The organism is Humitalea sp. 24SJ18S-53, from assembly GCF_050632385.1.
Lineage (GTDB): Bacteria > Pseudomonadota > Alphaproteobacteria > Acetobacterales > Acetobacteraceae > Humitalea.
In genome coordinates this window covers 5,790,460-5,804,525 of sequence record NZ_CP192599.1, presented here as the reverse complement: position 1 = coordinate 5,804,525, position 14,066 = coordinate 5,790,460, and the positions used below count along the sequence as shown (strand labels likewise).

Annotated in this window: 15 protein-coding genes; 1 reads left to right on the top strand and 14 read right to left on the bottom strand. The window is 66.7% G+C overall.

Translation table 11 applies throughout. The features are described 5' to 3' along the window. Positions 1-357: 357 nt before the first annotated feature. The 13 genes from ACQW02_RS27810 to ACQW02_RS27750 all read right to left on the bottom strand — a co-directional run bounded on the left by ACQW02_RS27810 (position 358) and on the right by ACQW02_RS27750 (position 13,233). Entirely contained in the window at positions 358-1,788 is a 1,431-nt protein-coding gene (locus ACQW02_RS27810) for a phage/plasmid primase, P4 family (RefSeq protein WP_431283161.1), read from the bottom strand. Next, complete coding sequence (locus tag ACQW02_RS27805) at positions 1,785-2,771, bottom strand: DUF7146 domain-containing protein (protein ID WP_431283160.1); 987 nt, start codon at positions 2,769-2,771, stop codon at positions 1,785-1,787. Before ACQW02_RS27805 ends, ACQW02_RS27810 begins: the two co-directional genes overlap by 4 nt. After that, a complete protein-coding gene (locus tag ACQW02_RS27800; RefSeq protein WP_431283159.1) occupies positions 2,768-3,166 on the bottom strand; it encodes a hypothetical protein in 399 nt (132 codons plus the stop codon). The genes ACQW02_RS27805 and ACQW02_RS27800 overlap by 4 nt, the downstream gene beginning before the upstream one ends. Next, complete coding sequence (locus ACQW02_RS27795) at positions 3,163-3,537, bottom strand: hypothetical protein (protein ID WP_431283158.1); 375 nt, start codon at positions 3,535-3,537, stop codon at positions 3,163-3,165. Before ACQW02_RS27795 ends, ACQW02_RS27800 begins: the two co-directional genes overlap by 4 nt. 186 nt (positions 3,538-3,723) lie before the next feature. Next, positions 3,724-3,990 carry a hypothetical protein gene (locus tag ACQW02_RS27790; RefSeq protein WP_431283157.1) on the bottom strand — a complete coding sequence of 89 codons (267 nt, stop codon included), beginning with the start codon at positions 3,988-3,990 and terminating at the stop codon, positions 3,724-3,726. A gap of 384 nt (positions 3,991-4,374) precedes the next feature. Next, the gene (locus tag ACQW02_RS27785; RefSeq protein WP_431283156.1) at positions 4,375-4,668 is read right to left on the bottom strand and encodes a hypothetical protein; all 294 of its coding nucleotides are present in this window, start codon (positions 4,666-4,668) and stop codon (positions 4,375-4,377) included. Then, positions 4,668-5,990, bottom strand: a complete 1,323-nt coding sequence (locus tag ACQW02_RS27780) for a tyrosine-type recombinase/integrase (protein WP_431283155.1) — start codon at positions 5,988-5,990, stop codon at positions 4,668-4,670. Before ACQW02_RS27780 ends, ACQW02_RS27785 begins: the two co-directional genes overlap by 1 nt. 553 nt (positions 5,991-6,543) lie before the next feature. Further along, positions 6,544-7,476: an ABC transporter ATP-binding protein gene (locus tag ACQW02_RS27775; RefSeq protein WP_431283154.1), complete on the bottom strand. Its 933-nt coding sequence runs from the start codon at positions 7,474-7,476 to the stop codon at positions 6,544-6,546. Next, positions 7,457-8,461 carry an ABC transporter ATP-binding protein gene (locus tag ACQW02_RS27770; protein ID WP_431283153.1) on the bottom strand — a complete coding sequence of 335 codons (1,005 nt, stop codon included), beginning with the start codon at positions 8,459-8,461 and terminating at the stop codon, positions 7,457-7,459. Before ACQW02_RS27770 ends, ACQW02_RS27775 begins: the two co-directional genes overlap by 20 nt. Then, entirely contained in the window at positions 8,458-9,330 is an 873-nt protein-coding gene (locus ACQW02_RS27765; RefSeq protein WP_431283152.1) for an ABC transporter permease, read from the bottom strand. Before ACQW02_RS27765 ends, ACQW02_RS27770 begins: the two co-directional genes overlap by 4 nt. 1 nt (position 9,331) lies before the next feature. Continuing rightward, complete coding sequence (locus ACQW02_RS27760) at positions 9,332-10,315, bottom strand: ABC transporter permease (RefSeq protein WP_431283151.1); 984 nt, start codon at positions 10,313-10,315, stop codon at positions 9,332-9,334. After that, positions 10,316-11,911 (bottom strand): ABC transporter substrate-binding protein, encoded by a 1,596-nt coding sequence (locus tag ACQW02_RS27755; protein ID WP_431283150.1) that lies wholly within the window; start codon positions 11,909-11,911, stop codon positions 10,316-10,318. Beyond that, on the bottom strand, positions 11,908-13,233 hold the full coding sequence (locus ACQW02_RS27750) for an LLM class flavin-dependent oxidoreductase (RefSeq protein ID WP_431283149.1): 1,326 nt from the start codon (positions 13,231-13,233) through the stop codon (positions 11,908-11,910). Before ACQW02_RS27750 ends, ACQW02_RS27755 begins: the two co-directional genes overlap by 4 nt. Before the next feature lie 261 nt (positions 13,234-13,494). Here ACQW02_RS27750 and ACQW02_RS27745 point away from each other — a divergent pair, with 261 nt between their 5' ends. After that, positions 13,495-13,686, top strand: a complete 192-nt coding sequence (locus ACQW02_RS27745) for a hypothetical protein (RefSeq protein ID WP_431283148.1) — start codon at positions 13,495-13,497, stop codon at positions 13,684-13,686. Between the two features lie 11 nt (positions 13,687-13,697). Here ACQW02_RS27745 and ACQW02_RS27740 read toward each other — a convergent pair whose 3' ends face one another. After that, the gene (locus ACQW02_RS27740) at positions 13,698-14,066 is read right to left on the bottom strand and encodes a hypothetical protein (protein WP_431283147.1); all 369 of its coding nucleotides are present in this window, start codon (positions 14,064-14,066) and stop codon (positions 13,698-13,700) included.

Below are 14,066 nucleotides of genomic sequence, written 5' to 3'. Positions count from 1 at the left end.
GGCTGCCGTGAGGGGGCGAATGTCCAAGGCCCCGCTCCGCAGGCGGGACACCGTCAGTGTTACGGTTGCGGTCCAACCCGGATCAGCACCAACGCGAATAGGCATCCACCGCAAGCCGGGGAGCACCCTGACAGCCGTCACCTCAAGATCGGGGGCGCCCGCCCGCGCGCGAGTGTTTTTCGCGGTCGTAGCGCAGCCCTCGAAGCAACGACCAGCGCGGACAAAAATGACAGACAACCGCCATTCACGGACGATCCGTGTAGGGTTGTGCAGGGTTTCCCGGAGTTCTCTTTATACGCGGGCGTGCGCACACATAAAAACCTTCGGGAAACCCTGCACAATCCTACACGCGGTCGGTCACGGACCATGACAGACCCCCGTGTCTGACGACCTCAGACGCAGCCCGATGAACACCATGCCGCCATTCGTCCGCCTCTTGGCGTGGTACCGTTCCAGCGCGGCAGAGAATGCCTTTTGCGTCCCGGCTTCCTCGCCCCGATCCTTCGCGTATACCTGCCAATCCCGAAATAACGCCGTTGATGGGACTTCGCCGCGCGATGGTTCGCAGCGTTCGGTCAGCCATTGCGCGACTAGGTCCTGCTCCGCGAAATACTCGCCTGTCGCGGCCCTCATCACCGCGCAGTCGCCCAGCCGATCGCGCTGCCAGGCCAGACAGCCCGCGATGGCCCAGGCCAGGATACCGGGCGCTTCATCGCGCAGCGCCTCGGCCAGATCGCGGTCGGGTGCCTCCGGCTTGTAGGTCAGTGGCAACAGATGCAGGCGCCGCCGCATGGCGTCGTCCGGGTTTCGGATCACCGGCCGGTGGTTGCCAGCCATCACCAGTTTGAACACCGGCAGAAACTCGAAAAAGTCCTGCCGCATGAACCGCGCCTTTTGCCGATCGCCGCCGGTCATCCCCTTGATCTTGGCCTCGGCCAGCGCGCGGCCCTGCTCGGTTTCCTGCGCCAGCACCAGCCGGGCGCCGCGCAAGTCGGCAAGGCCAGTCGGATGGCTGTTGCCGCTGTTAACCGTGAACAGATCCATGTCGGCGCTGGTGGCGTAGTCGCCCATGACATGCGCCAGCGTGTTCAGCAGCACGCTTTTGCCATTCCCTCCCGGCCCATAGAGGAACATGAAGGCATGTTCGCGCGTGCTGCCTGTCAGGGCATAGCCGGCCCAGCGTTGGACGTAGGCCAGCGCCTCAGCATCATCGCGCAGGATTTCAGCCAGGAACCGCAGCCAGCGGGGACAATCGCCGCCGGGTGCGACGGCCGTGACCTTGGTGAACAGGTCGCCGCCAGCATGCGGCCGCCGCTCGCCTGTCTTGAGGTCCACAACACCATCGGGCGTGTTCAACACCCAGGGGTCGGCGTCGAAGTCATCGGCCTTGCGGGCGTGGCGCCGGTCGGCGCTGGCCAGCATGACCACCGCCGCAACCTTCTGGCGGCTGGCGATACGGGCCAGGGCATGTTCCTGCCCACCGTGCGTCGTATGGGCCGCCTTCGCCGCGGCCTCGCGGCAGATGACGCGGGCGAGGTCGTCCACGTTGCGCGTCTTGTCGAAGGCCCACCGGCTGCCATCCCAGGCCAGCCAGGCGCCCCATTCCGCGCAGAACAGCCAGTGGCCCAGATAACGGTCCGAGAAGGCCAGGGCCAGCGCATCGTCGGAGTGTTCCGGCGGTTCCGGCTGGCCGCCGCTATCGCCGCGCGATAGGCTCGGCCCGAACCATTCAATACGCGCCCCCGCTTCGCGGAAGGCCCGTTCCGCGTCATCGATGTTGTCGGTCATGCTGCCTTCCCCGCGCGCCGCAGCGCGTCGTCCCAATCACCGTTTGGAGGTATGAAGAGCTCGGCCTTGCGCCCTGCCCCGGCCCATCGGCGGCAACAAGTTCGGGCGGCTTTCAGTCCCGCCTTGTCGGCGTCGGCAAACACGGCCAGGGCGTTGATGCCGCGCAGCACCGGGAAGCACGTAATCGCGCCGGCAGAAGTCGCAGCCCATACCGGTCGCCAGCCACCCCGCTGCATCACCGCCAGGGCATCTTCGATCCCCTCGGCCAACCCGAGGCGGTCGGTCAGGTCGCAGTTGGGAACAAGCCGGATGACGCCAGCATGACCCAGCATCATCTTGGCCTGACCCGGCGCCTTGCCGTTGCCATCCGGCGCGAGAAAAGTGCGATGGATGCCGCGCGGCTGGCCTGTCGTCGGGCAGGTCATCAACGCGACCATGGCCGGCAAACGTTCCAGATCAGCACCGCGCCCGCGTGGGCAGGCGGCCAGGAAGCGGATCGGCGCATCGGGTTCCAGCACCAGCCCGCGCGACGCGAGGTAGGTTTCGACCAAGGTCCCGGCGGCAGGCTTGGCGGCGTGCCACAGGTCCCGCGCAAACCTCACCTTGCCGGAGTTGTCGGCCTGTTGCCGTGTCGGTGCCGCATCCTGCCGCTCCGGCAGAGGTGCGGGGCGTAGCGGCTGGCGTGGGGTGCCGGTCGCCTGCCCGATACCCAGCCAAGCCATAGCCCACTCCCAGGCGTCGCGCGGGCGCATGCCGCGTTGCCTGCCGATCAGCGCCAGCGCGTCGCCGCCTTCGCCGGCCTCATGGTCGAACCAACCGCCCCGCTTCGGGCCGGTCACCACTACGGCGAGGCTACCCTTGCGGCCATAGCGCCAAGTATTACCGTCGCGGTCATCGGGTTTGCCGAAGAGGTCGTGCGCCAGCATCGGCATGCGGTCGGCCAGCATCGCGGCAACCGCTGGCATGTTCGGCCGCGCGATCATGCCCGCCCCTCCATGAACACGACCCGCGGAAATAGCCAATCATCGGACACGCGCTGCTCTGAAGTCAGGACGCACCAGCCGATCACGCCTTCGAGGCATCCCTCTTGCCAGGCGGTCAGGGCGGCGCGATGCCGTTCCAGCACCCGAGCGGCCATGACGCCTTGCGGCGCATCGGTCAGCGGCCTTGAGGACGGCTGCGGCTTTGGCGGCGCGGCGGGCTGTTGAACGACATCCGGCGGTGGGACGATCGCATTTTGCCAGGTCAGTCCGGCTTCCCGCACCCGCCTGTGGGAGTGCACCGCAGCGTTCACCCGTTGGCCATCATGTGCGTTGCCGAACATGCCGCAGATGCGGGCGAGCCCGTCACTTTGCGCAGGGATCAACGCAGCGGTCACGCGGCACCGCCGTACAGGCTGTCGCCAGCTTCCGGGGCGATGATGCCGCCGAAGCCTTCGGCACCGTCCTGCGGTTCCAGGCCCTGGACACGCGCCCCATTCCGCAACCGAGCCGGGCGCCAGCGGCGGAAGGCGGGGTCTTCGGTCGAACCGCCCCAAGCGCGGGAAACGAATGCCCGGAGGCTGCCACGCAATGCTGGCACGCCATCGCGCAGGAAGGTGATGGGCGTCGTCGGATTGGCGCCGGAGCTGATCAGCAGCCTTGCGGCATCGCCTTCGCAGTTCGGCCCGCTGCACAGGCGGCCATCGGGAAGGCGCACCGTCTCGCCTGCGCTATAAGTCACGAGGATCGGTTCGTGGTCGACTTGCATGTCGTGCCCTTTCGTGGGCTGTGACACGCTAGAAATTGGCACTCGGTCAGGCTATAATCGCGATGCTCAGTTTTTCGCGTTGTTACCTGCCCCGCATGCGTCACCAGCGCGTGCGGGGTTTTTACTGATGGCGAATGATGGCGAGACCTAGGAAGACTTCGGCCGGCCGGCAGGCCATGCACCCGATCACGACGACGACCCCGCGAGTTTGGCGCGCAGCGAGTCGCCCTTCACCCGCACGGATCCTACGACGCGCACGATATCGAGTTCCCCAGCCTCGATAAGCCGCCGCGTGGTCGAGTTGGACCAGCGCCCGTAATGGCTGACCTCTCGGATGGTGAAGACAGGGGCGGTGTCGAAGTTTGGCAGGCCGGCCACGCGAAGCGTTGATTGTTTGGTCCGCTGCTGAGCCGCATGATTCACGATGGTGCGCGCAGTTTTTTTCGAGGTCATCAATGCATCTCCATGACAGAAGATCTCCTGATTCTCCGCGAAAAATTCTGAAGTCCAGTTTTTTATGTGTGATGTATACTTTTAATATACAAAAAATTATCGGCCTGACGCATTGATACTCATTGATGGAAGAATCTATACTGACAGGACAGCATCCAGGACGAGTATATACCAATGCGGCACTCGCCCATCTTCGTCGTCGTCAGCCTGCGAATCGGGGGTGGGAGTTCTCTCGCCGTCGCAACCGCACGGCCCGCGGCATGTTCAGACTATGTTGGATTGCCTCGCACGTTTTCAGATCGGCAACCACGCTCCCAAGCAGCGCCTGCCACCGTGTGGGCTGCGGCTTCCGGTTGAGACGCCCGGGTTTCCCCCGTCATGGGATCAGACAGCAGCGACCCGCACGCCCCATTCCTTCACGAAACATCGGCGGGCCTCAAACGCGTCCAGCGCCTGAGGCCAGTCGCCGCGCGACATCAACGGTCGTAGGGCCGTCAGGCCCACGCGCCCCCGCCCCCAGTAGTTGCCAGTCATCTCGACCAACCACGCGGCCTCGACACCTGCGGCGTGAAGGGCTGAGACTATCGCCGCAGCCTCGGCATCCTCTGGCGGTCCGGCTCGTCCAAGCGTGATGTGCCGGCCGTCCGCGCCAAGGACAATGAAGCGACGCTCCGGCATCAGGCCCGCCCCCCGACCACCGCCTGCTTGGCGGTGCTGGTGTCCAGGGGGACCACCGCGGCCCCACCCGGCGCCCGCTCGCACCATTCGCCCCAGGCCTGCATCAACGGGCGTCGCTTCTCCAACAGGTCGCTTCGCGCATATGCGCCCTCCACCCCGCCGACGGCGTGAGCCAGGGCACGCTCTGCGACTTCTCGTCCTTCGTGGCGTGTCTCGCCCGCCCAATCCCGAAATGCCGATCGGAAGCCGTGCGGGACCACCACACGGCCCGTCAGGTCGCGCCAGCGCGGTGGGGCGTCCTGCTCCAGCCCATCGGTGGCCATGCCCCGCACCAGCATCGCCAGCGCCATGTCAGACAGCGGCTTGGTGGCAGCACGCGCGCCGGGGAAGATCAGATCGCCTGGGCGCGACTGTTCGGGCCTAAGCGCCGCCAGCACGGTCATGGCGGCATGGGACAGCGGCACCCGATGCATTTCGCCCGCCTTCATTCTTGCGGCCTGGATGGTCCAGACACGCGCCTCCGTGTCGATCTCGCCCCACGTGGCGCCGCGGACTTCTCCGGTGCGGGCGGCGGTCAGGATGGTGAATTGCAGCGCCACCGCCGCCATACCCTTTCGCGCCCGCAGCGCCGCCATGAAAGCGGGCATCAGCACCCACGGCAGGGCGGGCTGGCGTTGGACCGGGGCGATCTTGGACGGATCCGCCAGCATTTCGCGCAGGTGGCCGCGCCAGCGGGCAGGGTTTTCACCGCTGCGCCAGCCACGCACCTTGGCATGGTCGAGAACCGTCTCGATGCGGCCACGCAAGCGGGAGGCGGTTTCGGGCGTCCTGGTCCAGATCGGGCGCAGCACCGCCATCACGTCATCGGTCGTCACTTCCGAAACGGGCAGCTCGCCGATCTTCGGCAGGGCGTGGGTTTCGAGGGTAGCGCGCCATTGCCAACGGTGCTTCTCGTTCTTCCAGGCCCCGGCCTTGGCTTCGAGTGTGGACTCCAACGCCGCCCTGAAGGTGCGATCGGCGCTGGCGGCTTCGAGTGCGGCGCGGGCTTGCTGCTGCCTCTCGCGAATTGGGTCCTTGCCGGCCTTGATCGTGACCCGGGCAGCGTCGGCGGCGTCTCGCGCCACCTTTAGCGTCTTGTCGGCATAGGGCAGGAGGTTCAGGTCACGTTGCCTGCCGTGCTGGCGGTAGCGCAGCACCCAGGCGGCATTGCCATCGGCCCGGATATGAAGGTGCAAACCCTTCTCGTCGGTGTGCCGGCCGGGCGTGTGGCGCCCCTTGGCCATCAGCGCCTTCACGGTCAATTCGGTCAGTTTTCCCGCCATCGCCCCAACGCCCCGTCTTTGGTCCATCGAACCGCCGGGGTGAATTTTTCGCCCCAATATCTGCCCCAACATGGACGATGGGCTAGGGTGATGCAAGATGGATCGATATGCTGCCTATATCGACACAAGCTACTGACGCAACAGGATAGTTTTTTCAGTTTTGGAGGTGCTTATGATGCCTCGTGAACCGTGTTTTCGGTGGAGCCTGGCTCCACCAAGACGCTCCCCTTTATTACATTGAATTTCTTGCGCCTTGTCCCAACAGGTTCAAGATGTTGGATCGCGCCGCGATGCCGGCCGGTGGCGAGGATACGGCGACCGAGCCAGGCGCGATCCCCCCGGCCACATCCATGCGCCCTCAGACCATTTTCAAGTCAGGCAGAACAACAGACCAGTCCCTTTGACGTGAGCCTTCGCGAACGGAAAATGGTCCAAGATCTGTTGGGATTCAGGAGTCCATCGAGGCGCGGGACGCGCTGTAAATGGATCGCCATGCGCTGACCGATGCCCAACGCATCGGGCTCTCAACAGGTCCGTTGCGCCCAACTGCGCGTCACCCCAGGTGGCACGCCACCGCATGACCGGTGCCGTCCGGACGCAGGGCCGGGTCCTCGGTCACGCAGCGATCGAAGGCCAGGGGGCAGCGCGTGCGGAAGCGGCAGCCGCCGCTGCTTTCGGCGCTGAGTTCCCCGCGCAGCGCCACCGGACCACGCGGGCGCGTCGGGTCGGCCTGCGGCACCGCCGCCAGAAGGGCGCGCGTATAGGGATGCCGGGGACTTTTCCACAAGGCCGCGTGGCTGGCACTTTCGACGATGCGGCCCAGATACATGACCAGCACGCGATCGGCGAAGTAGCGCACCACCGACAGGTCGTGGGAGATGAACAGGTAGCTCAGCCCCAGGTCGCGCTTGAGATCGACCAGCAGGTTCAGGATCTGCGCCTGGATCGACAGGTCCAGCGCCGACACGGGTTCGTCGCAGACGATCAGCTCCGGTTGCAGCACCAGCGCGCGGGCGATGCCGATGCGCTGGCGCTGACCGCCGGAGAATTCATGCGGGTAGCGTTCCAGCGCCTCGGCCGGCAGGCCGACGCGGGCGATGATGTCCAGCACGCGACGCCGCCGCGCCGCGCGATCGCCAAGCCCATGCACCTTCAGCGGCGTGTCCAGCAGGGTGCCGATGGTCTGGCGCGGGTTCAGCGAACCAAAAGGATCCTGGAACACCATCTGCATGCGCCGCCGCACCGGCAGCAGGGCGGCCTGGGACAGGCCCGCGATCTCCTGCCCGGCCAGGCGGATGCTGCCCTCGGCGGGATCGACCAGGCGCAGGATGGTCTTGCCCAGGCTGGACTTGCCGCAGCCGCTTTCGCCGACCAGCCCGACGGTTTCCCCGGCCGCGACCGTGAGCGACACGCCGTCGACGGCGTTGGTCGCGCGGCCACGGGTGACGTAGCGGGTGCGCAGGCCTTCAACCGATAGCAGGGACATCGCATGCCTCCGCGACGATGACATTGCGCGCCTCCGCGACGATGCACGCGACCTGATGGCCGGGGGCGAGCGAGACCAACGGCGGCGCCGCCTGGCGGCAGGCGGGGATCACGTCGGGGCAGCGCGGCGCGAAGGGGCAGCCCGGCTCGCCGGCCGCCGAGGCGATGGAGCCCGGGATCTCATCCAGGCGGCGGGTGGTGTAATGCGCGCCCTCCGCTTCCCCGACCGAGGCGCCGAGCAACCCGCGGGCATAGGGGTGGCGCGGGGCGGCGAAGAAGGGCCGCACCGGTGCCTGTTCGGCGATGCGCCCGGCATACATCACCGTCACCCGGTCGGCCCATTGCGCGACGACGCCCAGGTCATGGGTGATCAGCAGCACGGCCATGCCGAACTGCCGCCGCAACCCGTCCAGCAGGTCGAGCACCTGGGCCTGGATGGTGACGTCCAGCGCCGTCGTCGGTTCGTCGGCGATGATCAGTTGCGGCTGGCAGGCGACGGCCATGGCGATCATCACGCGCTGGCGCATGCCGCCGGAAAAACTATGCGGGAAATCGCCGGCGCGGCGATGCGGTTCGGGAATGCCGACCAGGTCCAGCAATTCCAGCGTGCGCGCGCGGGCGCCGGCGCGGGAGATGTCCTCGTGCCGGCGCAGCACCTCGGCGATCTGCGCGCCGACGGTCAGCACGGGGTTCAGCGAGGTCATCGGCTCCTGCAAGATCAGGGAGATCCGCTTGCCGCGTATGTCGCGCAACTGGCGGGGCGAGGCGGTGAGCAGGTCGGTGCCGCCGAACATCACCCGCCCGCCCAGGATGCGCGCCGCGGGCGGCAGCAGCCGCATGATGCCGAAGGCGGTGATCGACTTGCCGCAGCCGCTTTCGCCGACCAGCGCCAGGGTTTCGCCGGGATCGACGTGGAAGCTGATGCCATGCACCGCCACCGCATGCGGAAATCCGATGGCGAGGTTTTGGACGTCGAGCAGGCTCATGCTTGGCCCGATCGCGGGTTCAGCACATCGTTCAGCCCGTCGCCGACCAGGTTCAGCGACAGCACGGTCAACGCGATGGCGGTGCCCGGCAGGGCGGTCAGGAACCAATGGGTGCGCAGCAGGGTGCGGCCCTCGCCGATCATGCTGCCCCAACTGACAAGGTTGGGGTCGCCCATGTTGAGGAAGGACAGCCCGGCCTCGGTCAGGATGGCATTGGCGACCATGACCGATGTGGTGACGATGATCGGCGCGATGGCATTCGGCAGGATCTCGCGCAGGATGATGCGGGGCGATCCATAGCCGAGCGAACGCGCCGCCATGACGAAATCGGATTCGCGCAGGGACCGGAACTGCGCCCGCACCAGCCGCGCCACGGTGGGCCAGGAGGCGAGGCCGATGGCCAGCGCGATCATGCGCACCGAGGGCTGGCCGATGGCGACGATCACGATGACCAGCAGGAAGGTCGGCACGGTCTGGAACAACTCGGTCAGCCGCACCAGCACATTGTCCACCCAGCCGCCGCAATAGCCGGCGACCGCGCCCACGGTGGTGCCGATGGCCAGGCCGATGCTGGCGGCGGAAAAGCCCACCAGCAGCGACACGCGCGCGCCATGCGCCAGGCCGGCGGCGACATCGCGGCCCAGGTTGTCGGTGCCGAGGGGGAAATCGCTGTCCTCGCCCGGCCAGAGGGTCGGCATGCCCGCCATGTCCTGCGGGTCGCCGGGGAAGAGCCAAGGGGAGATCACCGCCACGACCACGACGGTCAGCAGGATGGCCAGGCCCAGCATGAAGGAGGGATTGCGCAGGAAGGCGCGCAGCAGGCGGTGGCCGGGCTGGGCCGGGCCGCGCAGCAGGGTCGTGGCGCTCATCTCAATGGGACTCGATCCGTGGGTCGAGCCAGGCGTGCAGCAGGTCGATCAGCGCATTGGCGATGATGACGACGAAGGAGGAGAGCAGCAGCACGCCCAGAAGCACGTTGAAGTCGCGGCCCATAACGGCCTCCAGCGCCAGGCGGCCCATGCCGGGCCAGCCATAGACGGTTTCCACCACCACCGCGCCGCCGAGCAGGTTGCCCAGGTGCATGCCCGCCACCGTGGTCACCGGGATCAGCGCGTTGCGCAGCGCGTGGCGCAATTGCAGGGTCACGGGATGCAGCCCCTTGGCGGCGGCGGTGCGCATGAAATCCTGGCCCAGGACCTCCAGCATCGTCGCCCGCGTCAGCCGCGCATAGATGGCGATGAAGAAGGAGGACAGGGCGAGCGAGGGCAGCACCAGATACTGCGCGCGATCCACGACCCAGGCCCAGCCGGTCAGCGACACGCCCACCGTCATGCTGCCATTCGATGGCAGCCAGCCGAGTTTCACGGAAAACAGCACGATCGCCATCAGCCCGACCCAGAACCCTGGTGTCGAGTAGAACAGCAGCACCACGACCTGCAGGATCCGGTCCGGCCAGCGCCCGGCGGTGATCGCCATGACCCAGCCCGCCAGGATGCCGAAGACCAGGGCCGTGCCGAGTGCGGAGAGCATCAGCAGCAAGGTCACCGGCAACCGGTCCAGGATCAGTTGCGCCACGGGCGTGCCGAAGCGGGCGGAAAAGCCGAGGTCCAGATGCGCCAGGTTGACGAGGTAGTTGACCAGTTGCGTCAGCATCGGCTGGTCCAGGCCGAAGCGTTCGCGCAGGCTCGCCATGGTCTCGGCCGTCGCCGCCCCGGCCTGGCCGGCCAGCACGTCGGCGGCATCCCCCGGTAGCAGTTGCAGCAGCAGGAAACACAGAAGCACGATGCCGAACATCGTGGGCAGCATCTGGATCGCCGTGCGCCGCAGGGCGGCGCCGGTGCGGCCAAGGGGCATTCAGCTTCTCAGGAAGACATTGGCGAAATTGGCGCTGACGCCTTCCGCCGTGGTGGTGTGGTTGACCACGCGCTTGTTGGCCACCGTGATCTGCGCCTGCGCCACCAGGCCGATGGCCGGGACGTCGGTGTTTATCTGGCGCTGGAAGCGGCTGAAGTGTTCGCGCCGCTTGGCCGGGTCGATTTCTGTCGCGGCGGCTTCCAGGGCGTCGTCGGCGGCGGGGCTCATGTAGCGGGCGCCGTTGGAATAGGGCACGCCCGGCCGAAAATTCTTCGACCAGTAGAAGCGCTGGGTGCCGATGGTCGGGTCGAACATCTGCGTGCTGCCCTGGGCGTTGAAGTCGAAGTTGCGATCCGTGTAGACGCGGCGGACGTAGGAGCCGAGGTCCTCGGTCCGCACCGTCACCTCGATGCCGACGCGGCGCAGCGAACTGCGCATGTATTGCGCGATCTGCACCTGGGGGCCGGCCTGGGCATCCTGCGTCACGCGGAAGCGGATGCCATCGGCGCCGCGCGGGAACCCCGCCTCGTCCAGCAGGGCATCGGCGCGGCGCAGGTCGAAGGGGATGGAGGGCATGGACGCATCGAAGAAGGACTTGAGGTTCGGCGAGACTGGGCCATTGGCGATCACGCCGTAGTTCAGGAAGACGACGGCCAGGATGACGCGCTTGTCGATCGCGTGCGCGATGGCCTGGCGCACTTTTTCGTTGCTGAAGTAGCGGTTCTCCAGGTTGAACTCGATGCGGTAGAACAGGTTGTTCTGGTATTCATTGCCGCGCGTCTCGATGGCGATCTGCGGCAGTTGCGACAGGCGCTGCACGTCGCTCAACGGCACCGGCGACCAGCCGGCCAGGTCGATCTCTCCGGTTTCCAAGCCGATCGATCGGGCCGAGGCATCGCCCATGAAGCGCACGATCACGCGGTCGAGGTAGGGCTTGTCCGGCCCGCCCCAATAGTCGGGGTTCCGTTCGTAGATCAGGTAGCGGCCGCGCGCCCATTCCTTGAAGCGGAAGGGGCCGGTGCCGATGGGTGCGGCGCCATTGGGATTGGCCGCGACATTGGCGCCGGAGGGTTCGTAGATGTGCTTCGCCACGATGGGCGATTCACAGGCGACCAGCGCGCCGAGCAGGTAGGGCGCGGGGCGGCTCAGCACCAGGATCGCGGTATGCGGATCGGGCGTTTCGACACGTTCCAGGTTCTGGAAGGTGCTTTGCCCGCGCGGATGCACGCGCTTCAAGGTCATCAACGAATAGGCGACGTCGGCCGAGGTGAAATCCTGCCCGTCATGCCATTTCACGCCCTGGCGCAGCTTGAAGGTGGTGCGCAGCCCGTCCTCGGACTGCGACCATTCCGTGGCCAGTTGCGGCTGGGGGTTCAGGTCGAAATCATAGGCCAGCAGCCCTTCGGTGACTTTTGCGGAGACGATGACCGAGGATTGCGCGGTGGTGGCCAGGGTCACCAGGGTCGGCGGTTCATCGACCACGGCCATGGTCAGCGTGCCGCCGCGACGCGGTGTGTCGACCTGGGCGAAGGCGGGTGCGGGCAGCGCCAGGGCGGCGGTGGCCAGGGCGAGTTGGCGGCGGGACAGGTCGATCACGATGCGATCCCTTCAGGCTGTTGGCGGGCATGACACGGCAGGTCGAACCCCAGGCTGTCGCGCAGGGTGGTGCCTTCGTATTCGGTGCGGAACAGGCCACGGCGGCGCAGTTCCGGCAGGACCAGGTCGATGATGGTCTTCAACTCGCCCGGGAAGGGCGGCATGACGTTGAAGCCATCGGCGCCGCCCTTCAGGACGCGCTCCTCCATCTGGTCCACGATCTGTTCCGGCGTGCCGACCAATTCCCAATGGCCGCGGCCGCCGACGGTCGCGAGGTAGAGCTGGCGGATGGTCAGCCCCTCGCGGATCGCACGGTCCACCAGCGCGTTCTGGTGGCCCTGGCCGCCATTGGTCTGCGGCAGTTCCGGCAGCGGGCCATCCACGTCATAGGCCGACAGGTCGAAACCACCGATCAGGTTCGACAGCAACGACAGCCCGACCTTGGGATGCACGAGGGATTGCATCTCCTCATATTTTTCGCGCGCTTCGGATTCGGTGCGGCCGGCCATGATGAAGAGGCCCGGCATGACCAGGAGCTGGTCGGGGCGGCGGCCGTATTTCGGCATGCGCGACTTCAGGTCGGCGTAGAAGGCCTGCGCCGCCGACAGGGTCTGCTGGATGGTGAAGACCACCTCCGCCGTGCGGGCGGCGAGTTCGCGGCCGGGGCCGGAGGAGCCGGCCTGCACCACGACCGGATGCCCCTGGGCGGATTGCGGCACGTTCAGCGGCCCGCGCACGGCAAAATGCTTGCCCTGGTGGTGCAGCACATGCAGGCGGTCGGGGTCGAAGAACAGGCCGGTCGCGCGATCCTCGACGAAGGCATCGCGTTCGAAGCTGGACCACAGGCCGAGCACGACATCGACGAATTCCTCGGCGCGCTCGTAGCGATCCTCATGCGCCATCTGCTTGGGCATGGAGAAGTTCTTGGCCTCGCCGGGGAACATCGAGGTGACGAGGTTCCAGCCGGCGCGGCCGCCGCTCAATTGATCGAGCGAGGCGAAGGTCCGGGCCACGTGGTAGGGCTGGGTATAGGTGGTCGAGGTGGTGGAGATGAGGCCGATGCGTTCGGTCGAGACGGCCAAGGCCGCCAGAAGCTGCAACGGGTCCAGGATCGCGCCCATGTTGCTGCGCGAGTAGAAATCCATGTTCTCCCAGACGTTATTGGTGTCCGCGATGAACATGAAGTCGAACTTGGCTGCCTCCGCCATGCGCGCCATGTCCCGATAGTGGGCATAGCTGACGCCGGCCTGGCGGGTGGCGTTGGGGTGGCGCCAGGCGGCGACGTGACGGCCATAGGGTTCGACGAACAAGCCGAGTTTCATCGGATACGGCCTTTTGGATGCAGGTCATTTTCAATCGCGGAAAGATTTTTCACATCGGTGCTTTATCGTAAGCAATCGACGGCCGCGCCGAAGCTGACCTCGAACGAAGCAAATCATGTGCCATGACTTGTCCGAGACATCAGCCACTTGCACCGTGGCCGATGCGCCGCGGCGTCCCGGGACCACGCCCAATGTCGCACCACCGCGCGTAAGGTGCGCACATCCCAACCCGCTCCGCACGCCGCGACGGCCTTGCAGGTCGTGCCCAAGCCGATCGCCAGCGGCGGCTGGCGCCTCGGGCAGTGCATCATCCAGATGGTCGATGATGTCGCCGGCTTGCGCGCCAAGCTTTCACGGCAGTTTCACGTCGGATGGACGCGCCTGATGGCTCGGAAAAATACGAAAAACAACAGGCTGGGTCTTCTGCCGCGAGTCCTCGCGAACGGAAAATGAGCCAGCCGCCCCTACCCCACCGCGACAATCCGCCAGGCACTCTCCCGCCCGCCGCGGCCGCGCAGGGTCACGATCTCGCCCGGCCGCCAGGGGCCTTCGTGGAACAGGCTCGCGGCCAGCGGCGTATCGTCCGGGCCGTCCTGCTCCGCGCCAAAGAAGCGCAGGGTCCAGCCGTCATCCTCGTCGTATTGGATGTCGCCCTGCTGCATCGGGTCGCCGGGGCGGAAACGGCGGGCGCGCCAGGGGGCCTCGTCAGCCGCCCAGGCGGCGGCATCGGGCCGGGCATCCCGGTCCAGGATCAGGTCAAGTTCATAACGGTGCTCCGGGCTACCCTCGGGGTAGTGGGCCCCGGAGACGAGCACGAGCGTTACAGTTGGCAA